This window comes from Amphritea japonica ATCC BAA-1530, assembly GCF_016592435.1.
Lineage (GTDB): Bacteria > Pseudomonadota > Gammaproteobacteria > Pseudomonadales > Balneatricaceae > Amphritea > Amphritea japonica.
Genome location: NZ_AP014545.1, coordinates 1,659,140 through 1,681,064 on the forward strand (window position 1 = coordinate 1,659,140; position 21,925 = coordinate 1,681,064).

Sequence of the window (21,925 nt, forward strand, 5' to 3'; positions counted from 1 at the left end):
CATATTCTGGTGTCTCATATGGCGGTGTTAGGTCGTGGATCAATGGAGGCACACCATGCAATCAAAGGTATACGAAGCACAGAAACCCCTTAAGGAGCAATATCAGCGGCACCCAGATTTAGCTATGGTTATTGATCATGCTAGGACATCGGGTGAGGTTGCCTCGGATCCTTTTCATTCCAGAGTTGATCCTATGGATGGTTGCGGCGTCTCAGTGCCCGTTGGGGTCCATGCGGCAGTCGGAGGTCAGCATGATGCTCCAACGCCAGGGGATCTGTTATGTGCCGCGCTTGCGGCTTGTCAGGATTCAGCTATTCGTATGGTGGCAAACTTGATGGAGATAGAACTTCTTGAATTAGAGGTTCGAGTTACTGCTACAGCAGATGTTAGAGGGGCTTTGGCGATGGATAGAGCGGTCCCGGTTGGGTTTCAGGCTATGACTTGTGAGGTGAAGATGAAAGTGAAGGAGGGCACTCCATTAAAGCAGCTAGAGAGACTCCAGGTTGCTGCAAAAGAGTGTTGTGTTGTTCAGCAAACGTTAAAATCCCCACCGCCTGTTACCACCACTTTCATGTAGAAAACGGGCGAGGAGTAAACAGAGACAGCACTGCTCGGTCCTGTCGTGAGTGATGTGCAGCCGCACGTTGTTCGAGGGTTGCATGACAGGGTACTAAATCAACATCACAGTGGTAAGGCTTCATTGTTTTCAGCCAATAACCGACCGATACAGCTACCGACTTGCAGATCACTCATGTGGCCAAAATGATTCAATCGCAGATATCCCTGTTTATCCAGCATGATTAGTGTTGGTGTCCCCCTCATCTGATAAAGAGCCATTGTTGTTGGAATAGAACTGGGTTCAGATGGTCTGTCTATGGCGATGGGAAAGCGGATTCCATACTCACCAATAAATACGCTTAATGCCTCTTTGGTCATCACTTTATGGTGCTCAAAAACGCTGTGCAGCCCGATCACTTGTACATCTTCGTTTTTATATAGTTCGTGTATAGCACTGGCTTGTGGAATTCCATGAGTGACACAGCCGGGGCATAGCATTTGGAATGCATGAATAATGACAACCTTGCCTCGTAGCTCAGATAAGATCAGCGGGGTTGTATTGATCCATGCTGAGATTTCTAATGCGGGTGCCATACCTTCCTGTTCTGTCTGTGTCATAACTTAGCCTCTGTGCGCTTTCAGGCATGATGCCGTGGTAGTCATGGATATTTATTCACCGGGTAACTGATGTACTTTGCCCGGCAGGCTTAAGTCCCCTGAGGCAATATCTTTCACATCGACTACGCATAGCAAGGGAGCATGGACACTTTGGTTAACTCGTAACCCGGCAGTGACACCATCATAGCTAGCGGAATCTATCGAATCAGCAGAGTTGAAAGCGACTTTAACTTCAATGGTGGCGCCATTAAATATGGGATCCCATCCCGGGCTGTCTAAAAGAATGGGCAGGCCTGGCCATGTTTTAGGTAAGGTTGGATAGCTGCCTTCAGGTATATCGACAACCCCTAAAGCCCCTTTGCCACATTGTTCATTAGGTTCCAGGACCACCCAGTGGCTGTGCCATATATTGCCATCGTTATTCGGGTTGTTATCGGCATTTTCATCGTATAAAGGCGTATCATCGAAGTCCGGATGGGCGGTAACCGCAAGTGCGAGTATGCCGGCATTGTCTTCGAAACCGACCAGGGCGCTGTTGAGGCTGGTTGGCCAGACATAAGAGAAGGCACTACTTCCGGCCAGTTCTCCGGTGGGGGTGGGTTTGCTAGAGCCGGCTTTTGCAGTAACGCTCATTTGAAAAGTGGCAATATTGTTTAGAGTGCTAACTCTGGCGTGGACAATATCAAACGCAGGCAGTGTTTTTCCGGTCGTATCTTCTACCGCTTTAATTCCCCCTGAGTGTGAGTCTTCGGTGTTTGCCTGGAGGCTTATGCATGTTGTAAGCAGCGTTCCGGTGAGTAATAAGTTGAATGTTTTCATAATTGCCTTCCTTTATAGTATCGACTCAATACTATAAAGCATTGCACAGAGAATTCTGCTTGTCAAGATTGTTTCGATTCGATACTATTTGCGTATGAATACGATCATTACACAACAGTTACTGGAGCGCCTGGCGAGCTTGCTGCGCAGTGAAAACCGTAGTTTGTTGCTTGAATATGGCCTGCAACCGGTGCAGTTTGATGCTTTGCATTATTTATCTATCTGCAATCGATATTCGGATACGCCGATGAGTGTGACCGAATACCTGGGTCAAACTAAGGGCTCTGTATCACAAACGCTCAAGGTGCTTGAAAAGAAAGGTCTGATAGTAAAAACGCCTGATTGCTGTGATAAGCGTGTTGCGCACATGGCTGTGACTACAGAGGGGCGTCAGTTGATTAAGGCCGTTTTACCCTCTCCATTGCTTGAGGTAGCCGGTGATGTATTGGGTAATAAGGATCTCGTTTCAATTAATTCAACGTTAGGCACCTTGCTGAGAACGGTACAGCAGGCCAATAACTTCAAGTCATTTGGGCAATGTGACAGCTGTCGTCACAATATAAAGTCTGCAGAAGATGACTATTTCTGTGGGCTGACGAAAGAGCCGTTGACTAAAATGGATATCCAGCTTATTTGTCGTGAGCACCAGCCTCGGCAACTAGAGGGGACAGAGTAGTCACCCAAAGTAATTTCTTCCCAACAAACCGCTTTCGGTCTCTTCTGTAATCTTCAAACAGCTGTTTTAATACTATACTCATATTCGTGTGACAGGTTCACAGATCACAGATAGGCAATCTTCATCGTTTATATAACGGATTAATCCAGGCGGTTTAAGCGTTTTATTTTATAGATGATGCAGAAAACAAACTTATTGCCGCAGGAGGTCTTTATGAAAACCAGGTCAATATGTTTAGCTTTACTCGTACCAGCCATCATTCTCATTTCGGGGTGCCAGCATCACCAAAGCCGAACGAGTGGGGGAAATAGCTTTGTCATCATCGGTGAATCGATGGCTACCGGGGCTGAGGCTGCTCAGGAGCTGCAGTTAGCCATTAACCGTACACAGACTGTTGGTTGCACAGCGGTGTCTGTGGGAGGTTACGGAGCGGCGGGAGAGGGTATGGTTTTGGGTCTTGCTGCACTGATAAAGTGTCCGGGTGGTATACATATAATTCCGACAGGCTTTCCCTATGATGCTAATACGGGCGTGAAGATTCCGGTTGACCCGGCAGCGGTGCTACCGCCGCCACTTTCGCCTGCTGCACCCTGATTAGAGTAAGTGAAGCCGAATAGAGGTTATCGCACAAGTATGTATATTGCATACTCTTTCAGAGGGCGCTTCTATATGAGAGTTTATACTCTATTGGATGAGTCCTCGGCAAAGGCGGCTCGTAATAGTCGCTGTGTATATGCCTGAGCTGGGTTGCTGAAAATCTGAGCTGCGTCTCCCTGCTCGATTATATCGCCATGCTGCATTACCACGAGATCGTGGCTCAGGGCTTTGACTACAGCCAGGTCATGACTGATAAAGATATAAGTTAGCTTATAGCGTTGCTGCAGTTCTCGTAACAGGTCGATGATTTGTGCCTGCACTGTTCTGTCTAATGCTGATGTAGGCTCGTCTAGGATGATTAGTTCCGGTTTTAAGATGACGGCCCGGGCGATGGCGATGCGCTGTCGCTGGCCACCGGAGAATTCATGGGGGTAGCGGTGCCGGTCATCAGGATCCAGTCCTACCTCTTTGAGAACGTCAATAATCATCTGTTCTCGCTCAATCGGCTGGCCTGTATTATGAATTTCCAGCCCTTCACTGATGCACTCAGCCACAGACATGCGGGGGCTAAGGCTACCATATGGATCCTGAAAAACGATCTGCATTTTACGACGCAGGGGTTTTATCTCCTGCTGATTTAGCTGATCGATCTCCTTCCCTGCAAATTTTATCCCACCCTCTGAATTGATCAGGCGCAGAATGGCCAGGCCCAGCGTTGTTTTTCCGGATCCACTTTCTCCCACCACTCCCAGTGTCCGACCAGGACTCAGGCGAATGTTAGCGGGGTTAACCGCTTTAATATGGTCAACGGTGCGTTTTAAGAGCCCTTTTTTAATCGGAAACCAGACTTTCAGGTCTTGGGTTTCGAGCAGGGGGGAGTTATTTAAGGTTACCGGTTGTGGTTGCCCTGAAGGTTCAGCATTGAGTAGCTTGAGGGTGTATGGGTGCTGCGGATTGGCAAATAGCTGTGTAGTGTTGTTACGTTCAACGATAGTTCCCTGATACATGACGCACACATCATCGCTGTAGCGGCGCACAATATTCAAATCATGGGTAATTAACAGGACAGCCATTCCCATTTTCTGTTGCAGTGATTGCAGTAACTCAAGAATTTGCTCCTGAATAGTCACATCCAGTGCGGTTGTGGGTTCATCAGCGATCAGTAGTTCTGGATCATTTGCCAGCGCCATGGCGATCATGACCCGCTGACGCTGCCCGCCTGATAGTTCATGAGGGTAGCTCTTCAGGCGCTTCTCCGGATCTTTGATGCCAACAAGCCCGAGCAGTTCAATCGTTCTCTGAAGGGCCTGCTGGCCTGTCAGGCCTTTATGGAGCAGCAAGGTCTCGCCAATCTGTTTGGCAATATTGTGGAGCGGATTCAGGGAGGTCATCGGTTCCTGAAAAATCACACTGATGCGGTCTCCTCGCAGTGAGCGCATCTCCGCTTCACTGTTTTGCAGCAGGTCTTCTCCCTTGTAGAGTATCTGGCCTTCAGGGTGGCTCGCCTTTGGGTAGGGAAGCAGTTTAAGAATCGACATCGCTGTTACAGACTTCCCTGAACCAGACTCACCGACTAACGCCAGGGTTTTACCTTTGTGTATATCAAAGCTGACCTGTTTCACTGCATCAACAGTCTGGCTGTTTTGGCCGAAGCGTACAGAGAGATTACGAACGGAAAGGAGGGCGTCAGTCATTCATTACTTTCCTTGGATCAAAAGCATCCCGTACTGCTTCGCCGATAAATATTAGCAGCGTTAACATAATTGAAAGAGCAGCGAAGGCGGTCAGGCCAAGCCAGGGGGCATGCAGGTTCGCTTTACCCTGAGCCACTAGTTCTCCTAGTGATGCCGAGCCGGGCGGCAGACCGAAACCGAGAAAATCAAGAGCGGTCAGGGTTACCAGTGAGCCGTTAAAAATAAAGGGCATAAATGTGAGGGTGGCGACCATCGCATTGGGCAGTATATGGCGGAACATAATCAACCGATTACTGAGCCCTAAAGCCCGGGCTGCACGGACATATTCAAGATTACGCCCTCGGAGAAATTCGGCGCGTACCACATCAACTAACTGCATCCAGGAAAACAGCAGCATGATACCTAATAACCACCAGAAGTTTGGCTGGACGATACTGGCGAGGATGATCAGCAGAAAAAGGACCGGCATACCGGACCATATTTCTATGAAGCGCTGAAAGAACAGATCAACTTTGCCTCCGTAATAGCCCTGTACGGCGCCTGCCGCGACGCCGATCACTGAGCTTATCAGTGTCAATGTGATGGCAAACAGTACTGAAACCCTGAACCCATAAATTACCCGCGCCAGTACATCCCGGCCCTGATCGTCGGTGCCTAGTAAATTGTCACTGCTAGGCGGAGAGGGGGCGGGGACTGGTAAGTCCTGATTGATGGTGCGATAGCTGAAACGGATAGGCGGCCAGAGTATCCAGCCCTGCTTGTCGGTAATCAGATCCTGAATGTAGGGGTCTTTGTAGTCAGCGAATGTATCGAACTCCCCGCCGAAGGCGAGTTCTGAATAATCTACGGCAACCGGGAAGTAGAAGGTATTGTCGTAGCGAACCACCAGTGGTTTGTCATTAGCAAGAAATTCGGCAAACAGACTGAAAAGAAACAGCGCGAGGAATAGCCAGAGCGACCAATAGCCTCGGCGATTATTACGAAAATTCTGTAGCCTGCGCTGGTTGATGGGGCTCATCTGTTTTGGGTTGACCTGTTTTAACATACCGCTCAGTTCTCCCTGCTTTCAAAATCGATGCGAGGGTCGACGGCGACATAGGTCAGATCGCTCACCAGCTTTAACAACAGGCCGATGAGAGTAAAGATATAGAGGGTACCGAATATCACTGGGTAGTCGCGTTTAATGACCGCTTCGTAGCCAAGCAGTCCGATGCCATCCAATGAGAAGATGACTTCGATCAGCATCGAGCCGGTAAAGAAAATACCGATGAGGGCGGCTGGCATACCGGCAATAATCAGCAACATAGCGTTACGGAATACGTGGCCATAAAGTACCTGGCTTTCGGTTAGTCCTTTTGCACGGGCGGTTACTACGTATTGTTTGTTAATTTCATCGAGAAAAGAGTTTTTGGTCAGCATGGAGAGTGTTGCGAAGCTACCGATAACAGATACCAGTACCGGCAGGGTGATATGCCAGAAATAGTCTTTGATCTGGCCCCAGGTGCTCAGCTCATCAAAATTTGGCGAGGTTAGTCCTCGCAACGGGAACCAATCAAAGTAGGTGCCGCCGGCGAATACAACTATCAGTAGGATGGCAAAGAGGAAATTGGGTATGGCATAACCGATGATGATAATTGAGCTGGTCCAGACATCAAAAGGCGTGCCATCTCTAACCGCTTTCTTGATGCCCAGGGGGACCGCTATCAGGTAAGTGATCAGGGTTGTCCAGAGTCCAAGAGAGATCGATACCGGTATCTTTTCGATAATCAGATCGGTGACTTTTTTACCGCTGAAAAGGCTTTCGCCAAAATCGAAGACCAGATAGTTTTTTAACATCTGGATAAAGCGCTCGTGGGCGGGCTTATCGAAACCGTATTGTTTTTCGATCTGTTTTACCAGCAGTGGGTCAAGGCCACGACCACCACGATAACCGCTGCTGTTACTATTGCTGCTCTCAGCGGCACTGCTCAGATCTGACTGAGAAGAACCGTCAAACCGGGCTGTAGCGCTGGTATTCAATCCTTGCAGATTGGCAATGGTCTGTTCTACCGGGCCACCGGGTGCGGCTTGAATAATCAGGAAATTGATCGTCAGAATGCCCAACAGCGTCGGAATGATCAGCAGTAGTCGCCGCAGGATATAAGCTGCCATAGCGGTTATTGCCCCGGCTGTTCTGGCTTAACCCACCAGGTATCAAATCCCAGTGAGTGGGTCGGACGTATTGCTGGGAAGTCTAGCTTGTTCCAGTAGGCTACCCGGTAACTACTGGTATGAAACTGCGGGATGACATAGTGATTCCATTGTAATACGCGGTCGAGAGCGCGGGTGCGCAAGACTAACTGTTCCCGGTCTGGCGCCTGAATGATTTGGTCTATCAGGTAATCGATAGCCGGGTTTTTGATGCCGATAGTATTACGGCTGCCGGGCTGATCGGCGGTGGATGAGTGCCAGTATTCCCGTTGCTCATTGCCCGGAGAACTTGATTGGCCGAATCCACTGACGATGATGTCAAAATCAAAACTTCGAATACGGTTGATGTACTGAGAGGCGTCGATAACCCGCATAGAGGGTTTGATACCCATGCGCTCAAGGTTACGGCTAAACGGCGCTACCACACGTTCAAAAGCGGGTGAGACCAGCAGAATCTCAAAGACCATTTGTTGGCCATCCTTGTTCAATAACAAGCCATTTTTTAGTTCCCAGCCAGCGCTTTTTAAAAGACGTAGCGCGGTGCGAAGCTGGCTACGGGTTTTGCCGTCTCCATTGGTGGTAGGTGCGCGGTAAACTTGAGTGAATACTTCCGATGGCACCTGGTCTTTAACAGGCTCTAGAATGCTTAGTTCTGCTTCAGATGGCAGTGCGGTAGCGGCCATCTCTGAGTTGGAGAAAAAGCTATGGGTGCGGGTGTAGGCATCAAAGAAGATGTTCTTGTTGGTCCATTCAAAATCGAAGGCGTAGGCCAATGCCGCACGGACCCGACTATCAGAGAAGTAGGGCTTACGGGTGTTGAGGATGAAGGCCTGCATTCCGGTGGGGTTTTCATGAGCCAGATTTTGGGTGATGATCTTGCCTTCATCGAATACGGCACCGGTGTAACCCGTCGCCCAACGCTTGGAGGAGTTTTCTTCCCGGAAATCATATTCCCCACCTTTAAAGGCTTCCAGAGCGACAGTGCCATCTTTGTAATAATCATAGCTAATGCTATTGAAATTATAGCGCCCTTTGCTGACCGCAAGCTCGGCGCCCCAATAATCAGGGTTACGTCGATAGCTGATGGTGCGGCCGGCATCGAAACTGTCTATCAGGTAAGGACCGGAGCCTATAGGGACCTCTAAACCGGGTTTGGTAAAATCATGTTTTTCCCAATAGTGCTTAGGCAGGATACTCACTTCACCAACGATAAGCGCGAGTTCACGATTCTCGGTCGAACTAAAACTGAACTTAACCTGGGTTGAAGATAGGGCTTCGATTTTTTCAATTTCACGATAATAAGCTTGATAGAAGGGCGAGCCTTGCTCCCGCAGGAGTTTAAAGCTGTATGCCACGTCTTCGGCGGTAACCGGCTGGCCGTCACTAAAGCGAGCTTTGGGGTTCAGATTAAAGATGATCCAGCTACGGTCCTCTGCTACTTCAAGTGATTCAGCTAGCAGTCCGTAGAGTGAAAAGGCTTCATCCTGAGCTCGCGTTAACAGTGAGTCATAGATCAGGCCTATGCCATCTGCTGCTGCGCCTTTAATGATAAAAGGATTGAAGCTGTCAAAAGTACCTATGGCTGCCTGAGTAACGGTGCCGCCCTTCGGTGCTTGAGGGTTTACATAGTCGAAATGCTCAAATCCTGATGGATACTTAAGATCACCATGCATAGAGATGCCGTGTAGCGGTGTAGCGGCGTATGCAGGGGAGGTGAGTGTGCAGATCAGAGTTGCAGATAACAGGCAGAGCGTTGATACCTGCTTAGATAACTGTTTGAAATTCATCCGTAATTATCCAGCCAGATTGATAACCTGTTAATTTATAACAGGGGGATTCGCTTATAGCTAGTTATATGAGTGCGGATTAGCGGTTTTGTTCAAATTCTGTGGCCCGTTCGGTCAGCTGTTGGTGTTGTAGCTTGCGCTGTACTTTATCTACTTTCATCTGCAGTAGTTGTTCGTTGAGGTAGTGAAGTTTCTCCTGGTTGCCCCCCGCTAACCCTTTTATAAGGTCCTGGTCCATCCAGTGAGTAATTTTCCGGTATAGCACGAACTTGAAAAGCAGCGCGGTGGCCGTTGCAAAAACGATGATGCCAATACTGAGTGCGTCCATGAATGTACTCCGTTATAAAGCGGGCTTACTTTGCCTTGGTTATATCAACGTAAAGAGTGAGTTTTTGTCCAGGCTGCAAATACTTACTATTGCCTAGTTTGTTCCAGCGCTTAATATCATCGATTGATACGCTGAAGCGCCCCGCGATGGTATAAAGCGAGTCGCCATTGCGTACAGAATAGCCGATACGGCGTATAAGCTGCGCATCACTGCGACTCAATCCCTGATTAGAGGGAGATTTCCATATAGTCAGTGTCTGGCCAGCGCGTAACGGATCGCCAGGTGCCATCTGATTCCAGGAAGCCAGCTGACGAACGCTGATGTCGTGGTGATTTGCGATCTTCCAAAAGCTGTCACCGGACTTAACTTTGTAGCTGGTCTTAGTGCGGTTGCTTTGAGCCAGTTGGTTTTGCTTGCGATTAAAACGCTGGCTTTGGCTTAGCACGTAATCACTGGATTGATGCTTAGCGCTGGGTATCAGCAAATATTGTCCTGCGCGGATATTGTTACCCTGCAGCTTGTTAGCATTGCGTATAACAGCGCTGGTGGTTTTATATTGCCGGGCAATAGTACTGACGGTGTCGCCGCTACGGATTTTGTAGCGCGCCCAGTTAACCCGCTGATTGGCCGGTAGTTCAGCCAGACCGGCACGAAACTGATCAACGTTCGCTACTGGAATTAGCAGGTGGTGAGGGCCGTCAGGATCGGTGGCCCAGCGATTAAAGCCCGGGTTGAACTGATAGAGTTCCTGGGTGGTGATGTTTCCCAGTTCAGCCGCTTGTGCCAGATCGATCTGACTATCCAGTTCAACGAGTTCAAAGGCTGGGGTGTTCGCAATAGGTGCAAGGGGGATGTTGAGCTGTTCAGCATCACGGATCAGCCGAGAGATGGCCAGTAGTTTAGGTACATAGGCGCGGGTCTCTTTAGGGAGATCCAGCGACCAGAAGTCTGTGGCCAGGCCCTTCTTTTTATTCTTGCGGATCGCTTTTGATACATTGCCGCCGCCGCAATTATAGGCGGCCAGAGCCAGTTCCCAGTCACCAAAGCGTTTGTGAAGCTGCTGTAGGTAGGTCAGGGCTGCGTCAGTGGAGGCAACAATATCGCGACGGCCATCGTACCACCAGCTGGATTTAAGACCGAAATGCTTTGCTGTCCCCGGGATGAATTGCCATGCACCTGCCGCACGTCCATGGGAATATGCAAAGGGATCGTAGGCGCTTTCAACGATAGGTAGCAGGGCAATTTCAGCGGGCATGTCACGCTTGATAACCTCACTGAGAATGTAGTGGTAATAACGGCTGGCCCGTGTGGTTACACGCTGCATATATTCAGGATGTTTAGCAAACCATTTGAATTGGCTTTGCAGGCGTGGTTTGTCATTATCCAGATTAAGTTGCAGATGTTTACGGGTGAGCTGCCACATATCGGTTGCAGCGGGTGAAACCTCTGTCGTTTTTGTCTTACCCGAAGGCGCAGATATATCCGCAACCGTTGTGGAAGTGGGAGTGGATGGCGTCAGTGTCTGCTGACCGATTAAAGGATTATTCTGACAACCGGCGAGGAGCAGACCGGCAGTGGTAAGTACAACTATTTTTCTAACCAACTGCATTGACGAAGACGCCCCGTAGACTATTTAAAAGTCAGCATTCTATGGGGCGGTTTTGAGGGGGTCAACTGTAGATCTGCTTTAATCGCTTAGATGCTGATCTGACTGCTGATTCAGAATGAATTTTTCCATTCACGAATGGCGCTAAATACAGCCACTTCTGACGCTAAAGTTGCGTTAGAAAATTGCTCTGCTGCTTGCTTTACTGAGGCTTCATCGTAGCGAAGAAATGGATTGATCTGTTTCTCAGTGGCGATATCGGTGGGCAGTGTTGGCTTGCCGGCCTGACGTAGCTGATTACACTGAGTGGTTGCTGCGTTAATAGCAGGATTAGCCGGTTCGACAGCTGCGGCAAAGGCGAGATTCGCAAGCGAGTACTCATGGGTGCAGTAGATCTCAGTGGTATCGGGCAGGCTGCGAAAGTATTCCATCGCTTTGTGCATCTGTTCAGCCGTTCCTTCAAAAAGGCGGCCGCAGCCAGCCAGGAAAAGGGTATCGCCACAGAACAGTTGTGGTTGCGTGTCCCCCAGATAATAGCTGATATGATCCAGAGTATGTCCCGGTACTTCATGGACCTGTAGGCTTTGACCAAACAGCTCGACCTGATCTCCTTCTTTCAGCGTAACCTCCAGTCCGTCAAAAGGGGAGTTTTGCGGGCCATAGACCGTGGCATTATGTTCTGCTTTGAGTTGTTTAACTCCGCCAGTGTGGTCATCATGATGATGAGTTATCAGTATTGCGCTGAGCTGAAAACCGTTTTTCTTCAGGTATTGATTTACTTTGTCCGCATCGCCAGGATCAATCACAGCGACTTCACTGCTATCTGGTGAAGCGAGTGCCCATATATAGTTGTCATTGAAAGCAGAAATTGGCGTGATATTGAACATTTTAAGCCTCGGCTGAATCGGATTTGTCAGATACTGTAGTACACTATGTTTCTATTAACAGCATAGCGTTAAGAGCTTACACAGTATGGTATTTAAGCAACAGCCTCAACTCGGCGACTGGTTACCCGAACTACGTGACTGGTTTGATACTGAGTTGGGACAACAGTTACTTTTATCCGAGCGACAGCTGATGGATCGTCTGTTGCCAACTATGTTTGGTTATCATCTGGTGCAGATTAGTTTTGATAATCGGTTGGATTTAGCGCGAGAGAGTTCTGTCAGGCATCAAATCCAGGTTAACCCAATGGCTGAACTGGGGCTGCCAGATACCGCGGTGATTGCGCGTAATGAAGAACTGCCTTTTGAGCACAATAGTATCGATGTTGTGTTACTTCATCATGCACTGGATTTCGCTCAAAGCCCTCACCAGGTATTGCGGGAAGCGGCACGTGTGCTACGTCCTGGTGGTTATCTGTTAAATGTGGGCTTTAATCCGATGAGTTGGTGGGGTATTTATCGCAAACTCAAATGCAATAAAGAGACTGTGCCCTGGCAGGGACATTTTATTAGTCCTCAACGTATGCATGATTGGTTGGCCTTGTTGGAGTTGACGGAAGTTAAGGTGTTATCCGATTATTATCGTCTGCCGTTCGAAAAGGAATCCTGGCGTCAGCGTGGTCGTTTAATTGAGGCGATGACTCGTCGCTGCTCAGGCCAGTGTGGCGCGTTTACACTACAGGTAGCCCGTAAAGATGTGGGTGGTGCGGCACCGGTACAGCCGGTTCGTAAGGCACGAAAATTGATTAATTTACCATTGGTTGAACCTACAACCCGTGGTGCCCGAGGAAGAGTGAGTGAAGAAAAGAATTAATATTTTTACCGATGGTGCATGTAAAGGTAATCCCGGTCCTGGAGGCTGGGGAGCAGTGCTTGAGTACGGCGAGCATTCCAAAGAGTTATTCGGTGGCGAAATGGAAACCACCAATAATCGAATGGAGTTGATGGCCGCGATAGAAGCTCTGACTATTTTAAAAGAAGCCTGCGATATTGTTCTGACTACCGATTCTCAGTATGTCCGTAAAGGTATTACTGAATGGTTGGCAGGATGGAAGCGCAATGGCTGGAAAACATCGGCTAAAAAACCGGTGAAAAATGCGGATCTGTGGAAACGGCTGGATGAACAAAATGCCCGCCACTCGATAGAGTGGAAATGGGTTAAAGGACATAGTGGACACCCTGGTAACGAGTTAGCAGACCAGTTGGCGAATAAAGGGGTTGAACTGGCCCTGCAACAGGCATAAGTGATAGATAAACAATGAGACAGATTGTACTGGATACCGAAACGACCGGTATTGACCCCAAAGAGGGGCACCGAATTATCGAGATTGGTTGTATTGAGATGGTAAACCGACGCCTGACCGGGCGCACTTATCATCAATATATAAATCCGGATCGTATTGTTGAAAATGAAGCGATTCAGGTACACGGTATCACCAATGAGTACCTGCAGGATAAGCCCCTGTTTGCCGAAATTCAGCATGAATTTCTGGATTTTATTCGCGGTGCTGATCTGGTTATTCATAATGCTCCGTTCGATGTTGGCTTTATGGATCATGAGTTCAAGCTTTCAGGGCACCCTGAGCGTATCAACAAGATCTGTCAGGTGACCGATACTCTGGCTATCTCCAGAAAGAAGCACCCTGGCCAGAAAAATAACCTTGATGCTCTCTGTCGTCGATACGGGATTGATAATAGTCACCGTGAGCTACACGGAGCATTACTAGACTCTGAAATTCTGGCTGATGTTTATCTGATGCTGACCGGTGGCCAGAAAAATTTGCTGCTGGCCGGTGAAGATGAGGGACATGATGGGGTGGATCAGGTGCATCGGCTCGATACCAGCGGGCTGAATCTGAATGTCCGACGGGCTAAAGCAGAAGAGCTGGAAGAACATGCAGCCTATATTGCCAGGTTGGATGGTAAGGGGGGCAGCATCTGGAGCCAGATAGATGCTGAGGTCAAAGAACAGCAGTAACTGTTGTTTAAAAAAAGAAAAAGCAGGCTTATAGCCTGCTTTTTTTGCCTGTGTTCTTTGTTAGTAACGTTATAAGAACAGAGTTACCGCAGTGTAACCTGTAAGACTCATCACTATTGTGTAAGGCAGCGCCATCCACACCATCTTGCCGTAAGAGAGGCGGATAAGTGGAGCCAGGGCTGAGGTTAGCAGGAATAGAAATGCTGCCTGACCGTTAGGGGTCGCTACACTAGGGATGTTGGTACCGGTGTTAATGGCGATAGCCAGCAGGTCAAAATGTTCCCGTGTAATCGTTCCGGCTTCCAAAGCAGCCGCGACTTCGTTGATATAAACAGTTGCAACGAAAACGTTATCCGAGATAGCAGACAGAAAGCCGTTAGCAATAAAGAAGATTCCCGGTTGAACTGCCGTATCCATCTCCAATACCGCAGCAATGATTGGCTGGAACAGATGCTGCTCATGAATGACCGAAACAACTGCGAAAAACACCACCAGAAGCGCAGTAAAGGGAAGCGCTTCTTCAAAAGCTTTACCGATCTGGTGCTCCTCAACGATGCCGTTGAACGCGGTTAGCAGGATGATAATAGTCAGGCCAATCAGGCCGACAGAGGCGAGGTGGAATGCCAGTGCAATGACTAGGAAACCTGCCACTAAAAGCTGTACCATCAGCTTTATTTTATCTGTTTTGGTCAGTTTCTTATCCTGCTCAATATCAAAGTCTTCCAGAATTGTGCGGACTGAGTGGGGTATCTCTGCGCCGTAATCAAACCACTTTAATTTTTCCAGCAGCAAACAGGTTGCTAAACCTGCCACCAGGACGGGCATAGTCACCGGTGCCATTAATACGAAGAACTGGACAAAGTCCCAACCGGCTTTTTGTGCGATCAACAGGTTCTGTGGTTCGCCTACCAGAGTACATACTCCGCCCAGTGCCGTACCTACCGCACCATGCATCAAGAGACTGCGAAGAAATGCGCGAAACTGTGCCAGCGTCGCATGATGGTCTTCATGGACATGGTCATCGTCGCCGTGATCGTGGCCTGAATGATGGAAATTCTTTCCTGAAGCAACTTTGTGATAAACCGCGTAGAAACCGACACCGACACTGATGAGTACAGCGGTGACCGTCAGAGCATCCAGGAATGCAGAGAGCACTGCTGAGAAGAGCGAGAACAGTAACGACAGCATCATCTTGGAGCGCACTTTAAGCAACAGCTTAGTGAACACCATGAGAAGCATGTCTTTCATAAAGTAAATGCCGGCTACCATGAACATCAATAGCAGTATGACTTCAAGGTTTGCTTCTACTTCATGGTAGACAGTATGGGGGCTGGCGAGACCAATGATGATGGCTTCCAGGGCGAGTAAGCCTCCAGGCTGAAGTGGGTAGCATTTCAGCGCCAGTGCTAATGTAAAAATAAATTCGAAAATCAGAATCCAGCCTGTGACAACAGGGCCTACAGTGTAAAGAAGAATCGGGTTGAGTACTAAAAACAGGATGATTGCCTGTTTATACCAGATTGGAGAGTTGCCAAGAAAGTTTTTAATAAGAGCCTGCGTAGTGGTCATCGATGCCATGGTCCTGTCCCAATTCGGGGGCTTCCAGAAAGTTTCAGATTGACTCAATAAAGAATAAATCTTTCGCTTTCATGAAATAAGTAAAGTGGTTAAAGTTATTATAATTGTGCTTAGATTAGCAGGCCTTAATATAAATCAATAGTCTGCATAAACTATTCTGAATAGCTTGCAGAGTGTACCTTGCTGGTCTTAATACAGAAAGGCTTAAACGCTGCTTAATTATCTGTTTTTATTAGGGCTGATGTTTAACTATGGGTATTGAATACATTTATGCTGTTGGGGATAGGCTTTGTTCAGATGAGCAGGGTCAGTGGCTTTTTAGCACTCCCTGTTTTAATCATAAGCAGGCGTTAGAGATATACGATCTGACATTGGTGCCTGAGCAACAGGTTCGGTTGGTTGTGTTGCCCGAGAATGAACAAGGGGCATTATCGCCTTCAAGAGGATTAAGACAGTTACTGTCTGAGTCTGAAGAGCAATATTTTCCGCTATTGTCACGGGCGGCTCAGGTAATGACCTGGTCCCGTGACCATCTTTATTGCCCTCGCTGTGCCAATGCGCTTACCCATCATCAGCAGGATCTGGCTAAGCAGTGTGAATCCTGTGGTTTGACCCAATACCCCAGGCTTTCTCCCTGTATTATCACGCTGGTCATTCGGGGAGAATACTGTCTGCTCGCTCAGGGAATACGCTTTACGGAGCCCCGATATAGCACTTTGGCAGGTTTTATCGAGGCAGGGGAGAGTGCAGAAGATGCGTTGGTCCGGGAGGTTCGGGAAGAAGTGGGTGTAGAGGTAGCCAATATACGTTATCGCTGTAGCCAGTCCTGGCCTTTCCCTCATTCGTTCATGTTAGGTTTTTTTGCGGACTACGTCTCGGGCGAAATTGTGCCGGAGCCGGGTGAAATTGTGGATGCGCGCTGGTTTCATTACAGCGAACTCAAAAACACCCCCATCCCGCCGGGTTTCACTATCTCTCGACAGTTGATTGATGCCTTTCTTAAGCAGTATGAATCGAACGGGGGTTAGCTCTGCTTCTCTTTACTGAAAAACTTACCGAGTTTGGTTGCCAGCATTACATTGCCTTCTGCCCGGAGCTGGCCCTTTAAAAAAGCACTCATGCCATCTTGTTCACCTGTGACCACCCGAATGAAGGTCTCGCTGTCAAGAATCAGGGTGATATCAGGATCAGAATGATTACCGGTTTCGACGAGGAGAGACTGGTTCGCAATAGTGAAGTAAAAGTCTTCAGCATCGTGGAGTTGAAATTGATAGGTCGAGTTAATATCGACACTGTTTTTTGCGATGAAACGGCTGGAAAGTTTCTCGATTACCCGACTCACGGTGATTGCTTCAGACATGATTAATACAGCTTCTCAAATTTACATATCAGTGATATTGCCTTAGTAGGTTCTATGTTACATTACCCGGCTATAAATCAATATCTTGAATTCGCTTAAATGCCTTTATTGGCATACTTATCTGGAGTGTGAAGTGGTCGATTTTCTGGCAAGTTACGGATTGTTTCTGGCTAAAGCGCTGACGGTGGTTGGTGCAATTATTATGGTTATCGTTGTCATTGGGGTCGTTGCATCCCGCAATAAGAAAGATCATAAAGAAGGCTATCTGAGTGTTAATAGTTTGAATGAGACACTTGAGGACATGGAGCATGCCCTGAAAGAGGTTGTGCTGGATGCTGACGTTTATAAGCAGCAGCTGAAAGACGAAGAGAAGCAAGACAAAGCTGATGCCAAGGCGCGTAAAAAAGCGTTGAAAAAAGGTAAGGTGGAGCAGCCTTCGGAGCCTGAACGAAAGCGTGTCTTTGTTCTTGATTTTGATGGGGATATCAAAGCGTCAGAACTTGAGCCGATGCGGGAAGAGATTACTGCAGTCTTAACGATGGCGACCGAAAAAGATGAAGTGGTGGTTCGACTAGAGAGCCCTGGAGGCATGGTGCATAGCTATGGTCTGGCTTCTTCGCAGCTGGAACGGATCAAACGTCATGGTGTACCGCTAACGGTTTGTGTTGATAGAGTGGCGGCCAGCGGTGGTTATATGATGGCCTGTCTGGCAGATAAAATCATTGCGGCTCCTTTCTCAATTCTGGGATCTATTGGTGTGGTGGCGCAGTTACCTAATTTTCATCGTTTGCTACAAAAACACGATATTGATTATGAAATACTAACGGCGGGCGAGTATAAGCGGACCATGACGGTTATGGGCGAGAATACTGAAAAAGGGCGTGAAAAGTTCATTGAAGACCTGGAAGACACTCATAGTCTGTTTAAAGAGTTTGTAGCCGAATACCGCCCGCAAGTGGACATGGAGAAGGTGGCTACCGGTGAGGTCTGGTTTGGTCGTCGTGCGTTGTCAGTTAATCTGATAGATGAAATTTTAACCAGCGATGAGTACCTGGCAAAAGCCTGTGAAGAAGCGGATGTGTATTCAGTTCGTTATGAGTACAAGAAAACACTGCAGGATCGTATTTCTGAAATGTCGATTAAAACGACTGACTCTTTATTTACGAAATGGGTTGGGCGTATTCTGAATGTCCGATTACTGGCTAAGTAACCATAGTGGTAAGGGAAAGTGCTGCATTTCTTGCAATGTTGATTATAATTTGATTGTGCATGTTTAAAACATAAAACAGTGAAATTTTATGCCAGAGTATTGTCTTATAGATCTGGTTCGACACAGGAGCGTCGATGCGACAGTCTGCCACCGCTAAGAAAATCATGATAGCTGCCGAAGCTTTGTTTGCTGAACAGGGCTTCGCAGAAACCACGATGCGGGAGATTACAAGTGCTGCTAAGGTAAATTTAGCCGCGGTTAATTATCACTTTGGCTCAAAAAAGGGGTTAATCTCGGCTGTTGCTGAGAAGTATCTCAATCCACTTGTGACGACGCTGCATGAGGCAATTAGCGAACGTAAGTTAGCTCAGGTGCCGGGAACTATTTCTGCCGAAGAGCTGCTTGAGATGTTGATGCGTTCGCTGCTGAAAATTGGCAAATCGAAGCAGTTTGCGTTGCCTGTCTTTATGCGATTACTCGAACTGATCTATATGAAAAATCAGGAGGAGCTTCGCAATGCGATGGTTGCCCGATACGGTAATTCGTTTTCTGAGTATGTCGAGTTACTTCGAATTGATTCTGCGGTGATGAGTGATGAAGAGTTTTTCTGGCGGTTGCATTTTCTGCTGGGGTCAATCGTCTTTACGTTGTCGAATTTTCAAACCCTGGTCGCGATTGAAATGCGAGAGTTTGAACGCGTCGCTGAAGTTGAGCGTACGCTACACCGTATGATTCCTGTTTTAGTTGCTGGTCTTCAGGCGCGTGCAGAACATACACCCTTTACCCGTCTTTGATGGGTTGTCTGTAATCACCCTATGTATATCCTAATCTCAATCAGCCGCCAGTGCCTGGAGCTCTGGCGGAATGATGTCTGCGTCAACTCTTATGCTGTTTCAACGGCCTTGAATGGTCCTGGAGAAGAAAAAAATACGGGCTGTACTCCGCGTGGTGATCACCTCGTGCGCGCGAAGGTTGGTGCCGGTATGCCGCTGAATACTGTTTATATTGCCCGGCGAGCTACGGGAGAGGTTTTTTCTTCTGCGCTGGCTCGCCAATACCCCGATCGTGACTGGATTTTAACGCGCATTCTCTGGCTCTCGGGGTGTGAAATAGGTCGCAATCGTCTGGGAAGCGTTGATACAATGCAGCGCTATATATACATTCACGGAACGCCGGATACTGAGCCGATGGGGCAGCCATTGTCTCATGGGTGTATCAGGATGCGTAATAATGATATTACGCAACTGTTTGAGCAAGTGGATGTTGGAACCCGGGTCATTATAGAAGAGTAAAAAGCCAGATGTCTGGAGCATTAATGCTGGACGTAGCCGGTCTGAGTCTGACAACAGAGGATAAAGCTCTGTTACAGAACCCTCAGGTAGGTGGTCTAATTCTGTTTAGTCGTAATTATGAATCTCCACAGCAGCTTTCCGATCTTATTCGCGAAATACGTGTCTGCTCGCCTGATATCCTTATCGCTGTAGACCAGGAAGGAGGGCGGGTGCAGCGCTTTCGAGACGGATTTACCCGTTTGCCTCCGATGGCTGCACTGCGAAAATTGCACGAAGCTAATGCTGCTCAGGGGTGTGCTGTTGCCACCGAGCTGGGTTGGCTGATGGCAGCTGAGTTGATCGCCTATGGCGTTGATATTAGCTTTGCTCCAGTGCTGGATCTTGATTTTGGGGTCAGTGACGTTATTGGAGACAGAGCTTTCTCTTCTTCAGCAGAAGATGTTGCTGAGCTTGCCGGCGCTTTTATCACGGGTATGCGCGAAGCAGGTATGGCGTCGACAGGAAAGCATTTTCCTGGTCATGGCTGGGTTGTTGCAGACTCGCATCACGAGATTCCGGTTGATGAGCGGAGGCTGGAAGATATCGAGGCTCAGGACCTGTTGCCCTTTATCAGTCTGATGGCGAAGGGCTTAGATGCAGTTATGCCGGCTCATGTTATATATCAACAAGTAGATGACCGGCCTGCAGGCTTTTCCCCTTATTGGATACAGCAGCGATTACGGTCCGATATTGGCTTTGATGGCGTTGTATTCAGTGATGATCTGACGATGGAAGGTGCCAGTGTTGCTGGTAGTTTTGAGTCCCGGTCAGAGCAAGCACTAGAAGCGGGTTGTGATATGTTGTTGGTGTGTAATAACCGCGCAGCGGCACTGCAGGTGCTTAATTATCTGGAGCAGATTAGTCATCAGGGTTCTGAGCGTATAGGCAGAATGAGTGCGAAGGGTTTCTATGATATTGCTGAGATTCAAAGTTCGCCTCGTTGGCAGCAGGCCGTTGAGCTGACGAAGCAACTAATTCCCCAAAAATAGAGCTTTTGATTGAGCTTATAACTGAAAGTATGGAGCAATAAAAATGCGGGAGCAGCTGACAGAGGTCTTTACCCAGCTGGGGCTAACTGGCTATGAGGATGCCTGGATTTTTCAGGTATTTTTGGTCGTATTTGTGACGATGCTGGTTAACTTCTTCTCAAATCGGGTGTTTCGCCGCCTTGAAATGCAATTAGCTAAAACCCGCAATGTTTGGGATGACATCTTGCTGCATGCGGCTCGGCGCCCGGTGGCATTGCTTATCTGGGTGTTAGGGCTCAGCTTGTCGCTGGAGTTGATGAAGCTCCAGTCGGATTCGTTGTTGTTAACCGCAGTAAGCCCTGTTCGTAAAGTGTTGGTGATCGTAATGATCGCCTGGTTCCTGATTCGCTTTATTCGTCAGGCAGAAGGTGCGCTGGTCTCTAAAGATAAAGTGAAGAAACCGATGGATCAAACGACCGTAGGGGCGATCGGTAAGCTGCTACGGTTATCTATCATCATTACCTCAACGCTGGTGGTGCTGCAGAGCCTGGGTTACAGCATCTCCGGCGTATTGGCGTTCGGTGGTATCGGTGGTATTGCGGTAGGTTTTGCGGCTAAGGATCTGTTGGCAAACTTCTTCGGTGGCTTAATGATCTATCTGGATCGTCCTTTTAAAGTAGGCGACTGGATACGCTCTCCTGATCAGGAGATCGAAGGTACTGTGGAGGCAATTGGCTGGCGTCAGAGCTGTATACGTACCTTTGATAAGCGGCCTTTGTATGTACCCAATGCAACCTTTGCCAATATCTCAGTAGAAAATCCATCGCGTATGACCAATCGACGGATTTACGAGACGATCGGTCTGCGCTACGAAGATTCATCGCGTATTTCTGCGGTGGTGGATGCTGTGAGAGAGATGCTGCAAAATCACCCTGATATCGATGCAAAGCAGACGTTGATCGTTAATCTGAATAGTTTTGGTCCATCGTCGCTGGATTTCTTTATCTATACCTTTACCAAAACAACTAACTGGGTGGAGTTTCATGGCATAAAGCAGGACGTCATGGGGCGAATTATCACTATCGTACACGAGCACGAAGCTGATTTTGCCTTTCCAACGCAGACGATACACCTGGAAGCCAGTCAACCGGCTCCAGAGCCAACCTGATTGTTTGTTAAGCGGCGCGTATAGCGCCGCCTCAAATAGATATGTTTTATGGATTTGATTTAACTGGAGAATAATATCGTGACGCTTGAGCAAAACGAGCTTGATCTGATTGCAGGGTATGACGCTGAAAAACGTTTCGATCATCTGGTAAGCCGGGTTGTAGAAACTGGTCAGGTGTGGATTCTGACCGATCAGCACGGTAGTGTAATGCTCAATACAGATGATGAAGACTGCGTTCCTGTCTGGCCAGACCGTGAGTTTGCTGAGCAATGGGCTACGGGGGAATGGGCTGAGTGCGAGGCGATGTCGATCACGCTGAAGCAGTGGAATTATCGCTGGACTCCGGGACTGGAAGAGGATGGTTTCGCCGTTGTTGTGTTTCCGCTCCCTGGGGCAGAAGATGAAGATGGTTTGGTAGTCTGGCCTGAGGAGCTGGACATGATGTTAACCAAAGAGGTGAAGCGCTCGAATAAGAGATAATCTTACGCGGTTCATACTGTTGTATGCCTTAAAAA

General features: G+C 48.2%; 24 protein-coding genes. 13 read left to right on the forward strand and 11 right to left on the reverse strand.

Annotated features, from left to right (window positions below):
• Positions 1-55: 55 nt before the first annotated feature.
• Positions 56-577 carry an OsmC family protein gene (locus AMJAP_RS07600; RefSeq protein ID WP_019621660.1) on the forward strand — a complete coding sequence of 174 codons (522 nt, stop codon included), beginning with the start codon at positions 56-58 and terminating at the stop codon, positions 575-577.
• 104 nt (positions 578-681) lie between these two features.
• Here the strand turns inward: AMJAP_RS07600 and AMJAP_RS07605 are convergent, their stop codons facing one another.
• Complete coding sequence (locus AMJAP_RS07605; protein ID WP_019621661.1) at positions 682-1,176, reverse strand: peroxiredoxin family protein; 495 nt, start codon at positions 1,174-1,176, stop codon at positions 682-684.
• 51 nt (positions 1,177-1,227) lie between these two features.
• Positions 1,228-1,995: a hypothetical protein gene (locus AMJAP_RS07610; protein WP_019621662.1), complete on the reverse strand. Its 768-nt coding sequence runs from the start codon at positions 1,993-1,995 to the stop codon at positions 1,228-1,230.
• A 94-nt stretch (positions 1,996-2,089) separates the two neighbouring features.
• Between AMJAP_RS07610 and AMJAP_RS07615 the strand changes: the two genes are divergently transcribed.
• The gene (locus AMJAP_RS07615) at positions 2,090-2,671 is read left to right on the forward strand and encodes a MarR family winged helix-turn-helix transcriptional regulator (protein WP_019621663.1); all 582 of its coding nucleotides are present in this window, start codon (positions 2,090-2,092) and stop codon (positions 2,669-2,671) included.
• 213 nt (positions 2,672-2,884) lie between these two features.
• Positions 2,885-3,265, forward strand: a complete 381-nt coding sequence (locus tag AMJAP_RS07620) for a hypothetical protein (RefSeq protein ID WP_156815182.1) — start codon at positions 2,885-2,887, stop codon at positions 3,263-3,265.
• An 83-nt stretch (positions 3,266-3,348) separates the two neighbouring features.
• Here AMJAP_RS07620 and AMJAP_RS07625 read toward each other — a convergent pair whose 3' ends face one another.
• From AMJAP_RS07625 to gloB, 7 genes are all read right to left on the reverse strand, one after another.
• Positions 3,349-4,962 (reverse strand): ABC transporter ATP-binding protein, encoded by a 1,614-nt coding sequence (locus AMJAP_RS07625; RefSeq protein WP_019621666.1) that lies wholly within the window; start codon positions 4,960-4,962, stop codon positions 3,349-3,351.
• The gene (locus AMJAP_RS07630) at positions 4,955-6,007 is read right to left on the reverse strand and encodes an ABC transporter permease (RefSeq protein ID WP_019621667.1); all 1,053 of its coding nucleotides are present in this window, start codon (positions 6,005-6,007) and stop codon (positions 4,955-4,957) included. The genes AMJAP_RS07625 and AMJAP_RS07630 overlap by 8 nt, the downstream gene beginning before the upstream one ends.
• A 5-nt stretch (positions 6,008-6,012) precedes the next feature.
• A complete protein-coding gene (locus AMJAP_RS07635; RefSeq protein ID WP_019621668.1) occupies positions 6,013-7,113 on the reverse strand; it encodes a microcin C ABC transporter permease YejB in 1,101 nt (366 codons plus the stop codon).
• Positions 7,114-7,118: 5 nt separating this feature from the next.
• Complete coding sequence (locus AMJAP_RS07640) at positions 7,119-8,939, reverse strand: extracellular solute-binding protein (protein WP_019621669.1); 1,821 nt, start codon at positions 8,937-8,939, stop codon at positions 7,119-7,121.
• A 79-nt stretch (positions 8,940-9,018) separates the two neighbouring features.
• On the reverse strand, positions 9,019-9,267 hold the full coding sequence (locus AMJAP_RS07645) for a hypothetical protein (protein WP_019621670.1): 249 nt from the start codon (positions 9,265-9,267) through the stop codon (positions 9,019-9,021).
• Between the two features lie 25 nt (positions 9,268-9,292).
• Positions 9,293-10,876, reverse strand: coding sequence for a lytic transglycosylase (locus tag AMJAP_RS07650; protein ID WP_019621671.1), 1,584 nt, complete (start codon positions 10,874-10,876; stop codon positions 9,293-9,295).
• Positions 10,877-10,986: 110 nt separating this feature from the next.
• Positions 10,987-11,760, reverse strand: a complete 774-nt coding sequence (gene gloB / locus AMJAP_RS07655; protein ID WP_019621672.1) for a hydroxyacylglutathione hydrolase — start codon at positions 11,758-11,760, stop codon at positions 10,987-10,989.
• Positions 11,761-11,845: 85 nt separating this feature from the next.
• Here gloB and AMJAP_RS07660 point away from each other — a divergent pair, with 85 nt between their 5' ends.
• Genes AMJAP_RS07660 through dnaQ form a run of 3 tightly spaced genes read left to right on the forward strand, consistent with a single transcriptional unit; the run spans position 11,846 to position 13,795 of the window.
• A complete protein-coding gene (locus AMJAP_RS07660; protein WP_019621673.1) occupies positions 11,846-12,631 on the forward strand; it encodes a class I SAM-dependent methyltransferase in 786 nt (261 codons plus the stop codon).
• Complete coding sequence (rnhA, locus tag AMJAP_RS07665) at positions 12,615-13,061, forward strand: ribonuclease HI (protein WP_019621674.1); 447 nt, start codon at positions 12,615-12,617, stop codon at positions 13,059-13,061. Before AMJAP_RS07660 ends, rnhA begins: the two co-directional genes overlap by 17 nt.
• 14 nt (positions 13,062-13,075) lie before the next feature.
• Positions 13,076-13,795 (forward strand): DNA polymerase III subunit epsilon, encoded by a 720-nt coding sequence (gene dnaQ / locus AMJAP_RS07670; RefSeq protein ID WP_019621675.1) that lies wholly within the window; start codon positions 13,076-13,078, stop codon positions 13,793-13,795.
• A gap of 69 nt (positions 13,796-13,864) precedes the next feature.
• Here the strand turns inward: dnaQ and nhaB are convergent, their stop codons facing one another.
• The gene (gene nhaB / locus AMJAP_RS07675; RefSeq protein WP_019621676.1) at positions 13,865-15,364 is read right to left on the reverse strand and encodes a sodium/proton antiporter NhaB; all 1,500 of its coding nucleotides are present in this window, start codon (positions 15,362-15,364) and stop codon (positions 13,865-13,867) included.
• Positions 15,365-15,624: 260 nt separating this feature from the next.
• On the opposite strand from nhaB, the gene nudC reads away from it, so the two are divergent.
• Entirely contained in the window at positions 15,625-16,401 is a 777-nt protein-coding gene (gene nudC, locus AMJAP_RS07680; RefSeq protein WP_019621677.1) for an NAD(+) diphosphatase, read from the forward strand.
• Here the strand turns inward: nudC and AMJAP_RS07685 are convergent.
• Positions 16,398-16,733, reverse strand: coding sequence for an SCP2 sterol-binding domain-containing protein (locus AMJAP_RS07685; protein WP_019621678.1), 336 nt, complete (start codon positions 16,731-16,733; stop codon positions 16,398-16,400). The genes nudC and AMJAP_RS07685 overlap by 4 nt on opposite strands.
• Before the next feature lie 133 nt (positions 16,734-16,866).
• Here AMJAP_RS07685 and sohB point away from each other — a divergent pair, with 133 nt between their 5' ends.
• The 6 genes from sohB to AMJAP_RS07715 all read left to right on the forward strand — a co-directional run bounded on the left by sohB (position 16,867) and on the right by AMJAP_RS07715 (position 21,890).
• Positions 16,867-17,943, forward strand: coding sequence for a protease SohB (gene sohB / locus AMJAP_RS07690; protein WP_019621679.1), 1,077 nt, complete (start codon positions 16,867-16,869; stop codon positions 17,941-17,943).
• A gap of 134 nt (positions 17,944-18,077) precedes the next feature.
• Positions 18,078-18,737, forward strand: coding sequence for a TetR/AcrR family transcriptional regulator (locus tag AMJAP_RS07695; protein ID WP_019621680.1), 660 nt, complete (start codon positions 18,078-18,080; stop codon positions 18,735-18,737).
• Between the two features lie 21 nt (positions 18,738-18,758).
• Complete coding sequence (locus AMJAP_RS07700) at positions 18,759-19,235, forward strand: L,D-transpeptidase (RefSeq protein WP_019621681.1); 477 nt, start codon at positions 18,759-18,761, stop codon at positions 19,233-19,235.
• Between the two features lie 8 nt (positions 19,236-19,243).
• The gene (gene nagZ / locus AMJAP_RS07705; protein WP_236588755.1) at positions 19,244-20,263 is read left to right on the forward strand and encodes a beta-N-acetylhexosaminidase; all 1,020 of its coding nucleotides are present in this window, start codon (positions 19,244-19,246) and stop codon (positions 20,261-20,263) included.
• A gap of 43 nt (positions 20,264-20,306) precedes the next feature.
• Positions 20,307-21,410: a mechanosensitive ion channel family protein gene (locus tag AMJAP_RS07710; protein ID WP_019621683.1), complete on the forward strand. Its 1,104-nt coding sequence runs from the start codon at positions 20,307-20,309 to the stop codon at positions 21,408-21,410.
• 78 nt (positions 21,411-21,488) lie between these two features.
• Entirely contained in the window at positions 21,489-21,890 is a 402-nt protein-coding gene (locus AMJAP_RS07715; protein ID WP_019621684.1) for a DUF2750 domain-containing protein, read from the forward strand.
• Positions 21,891-21,925: the final 35 nt, after the last annotated feature.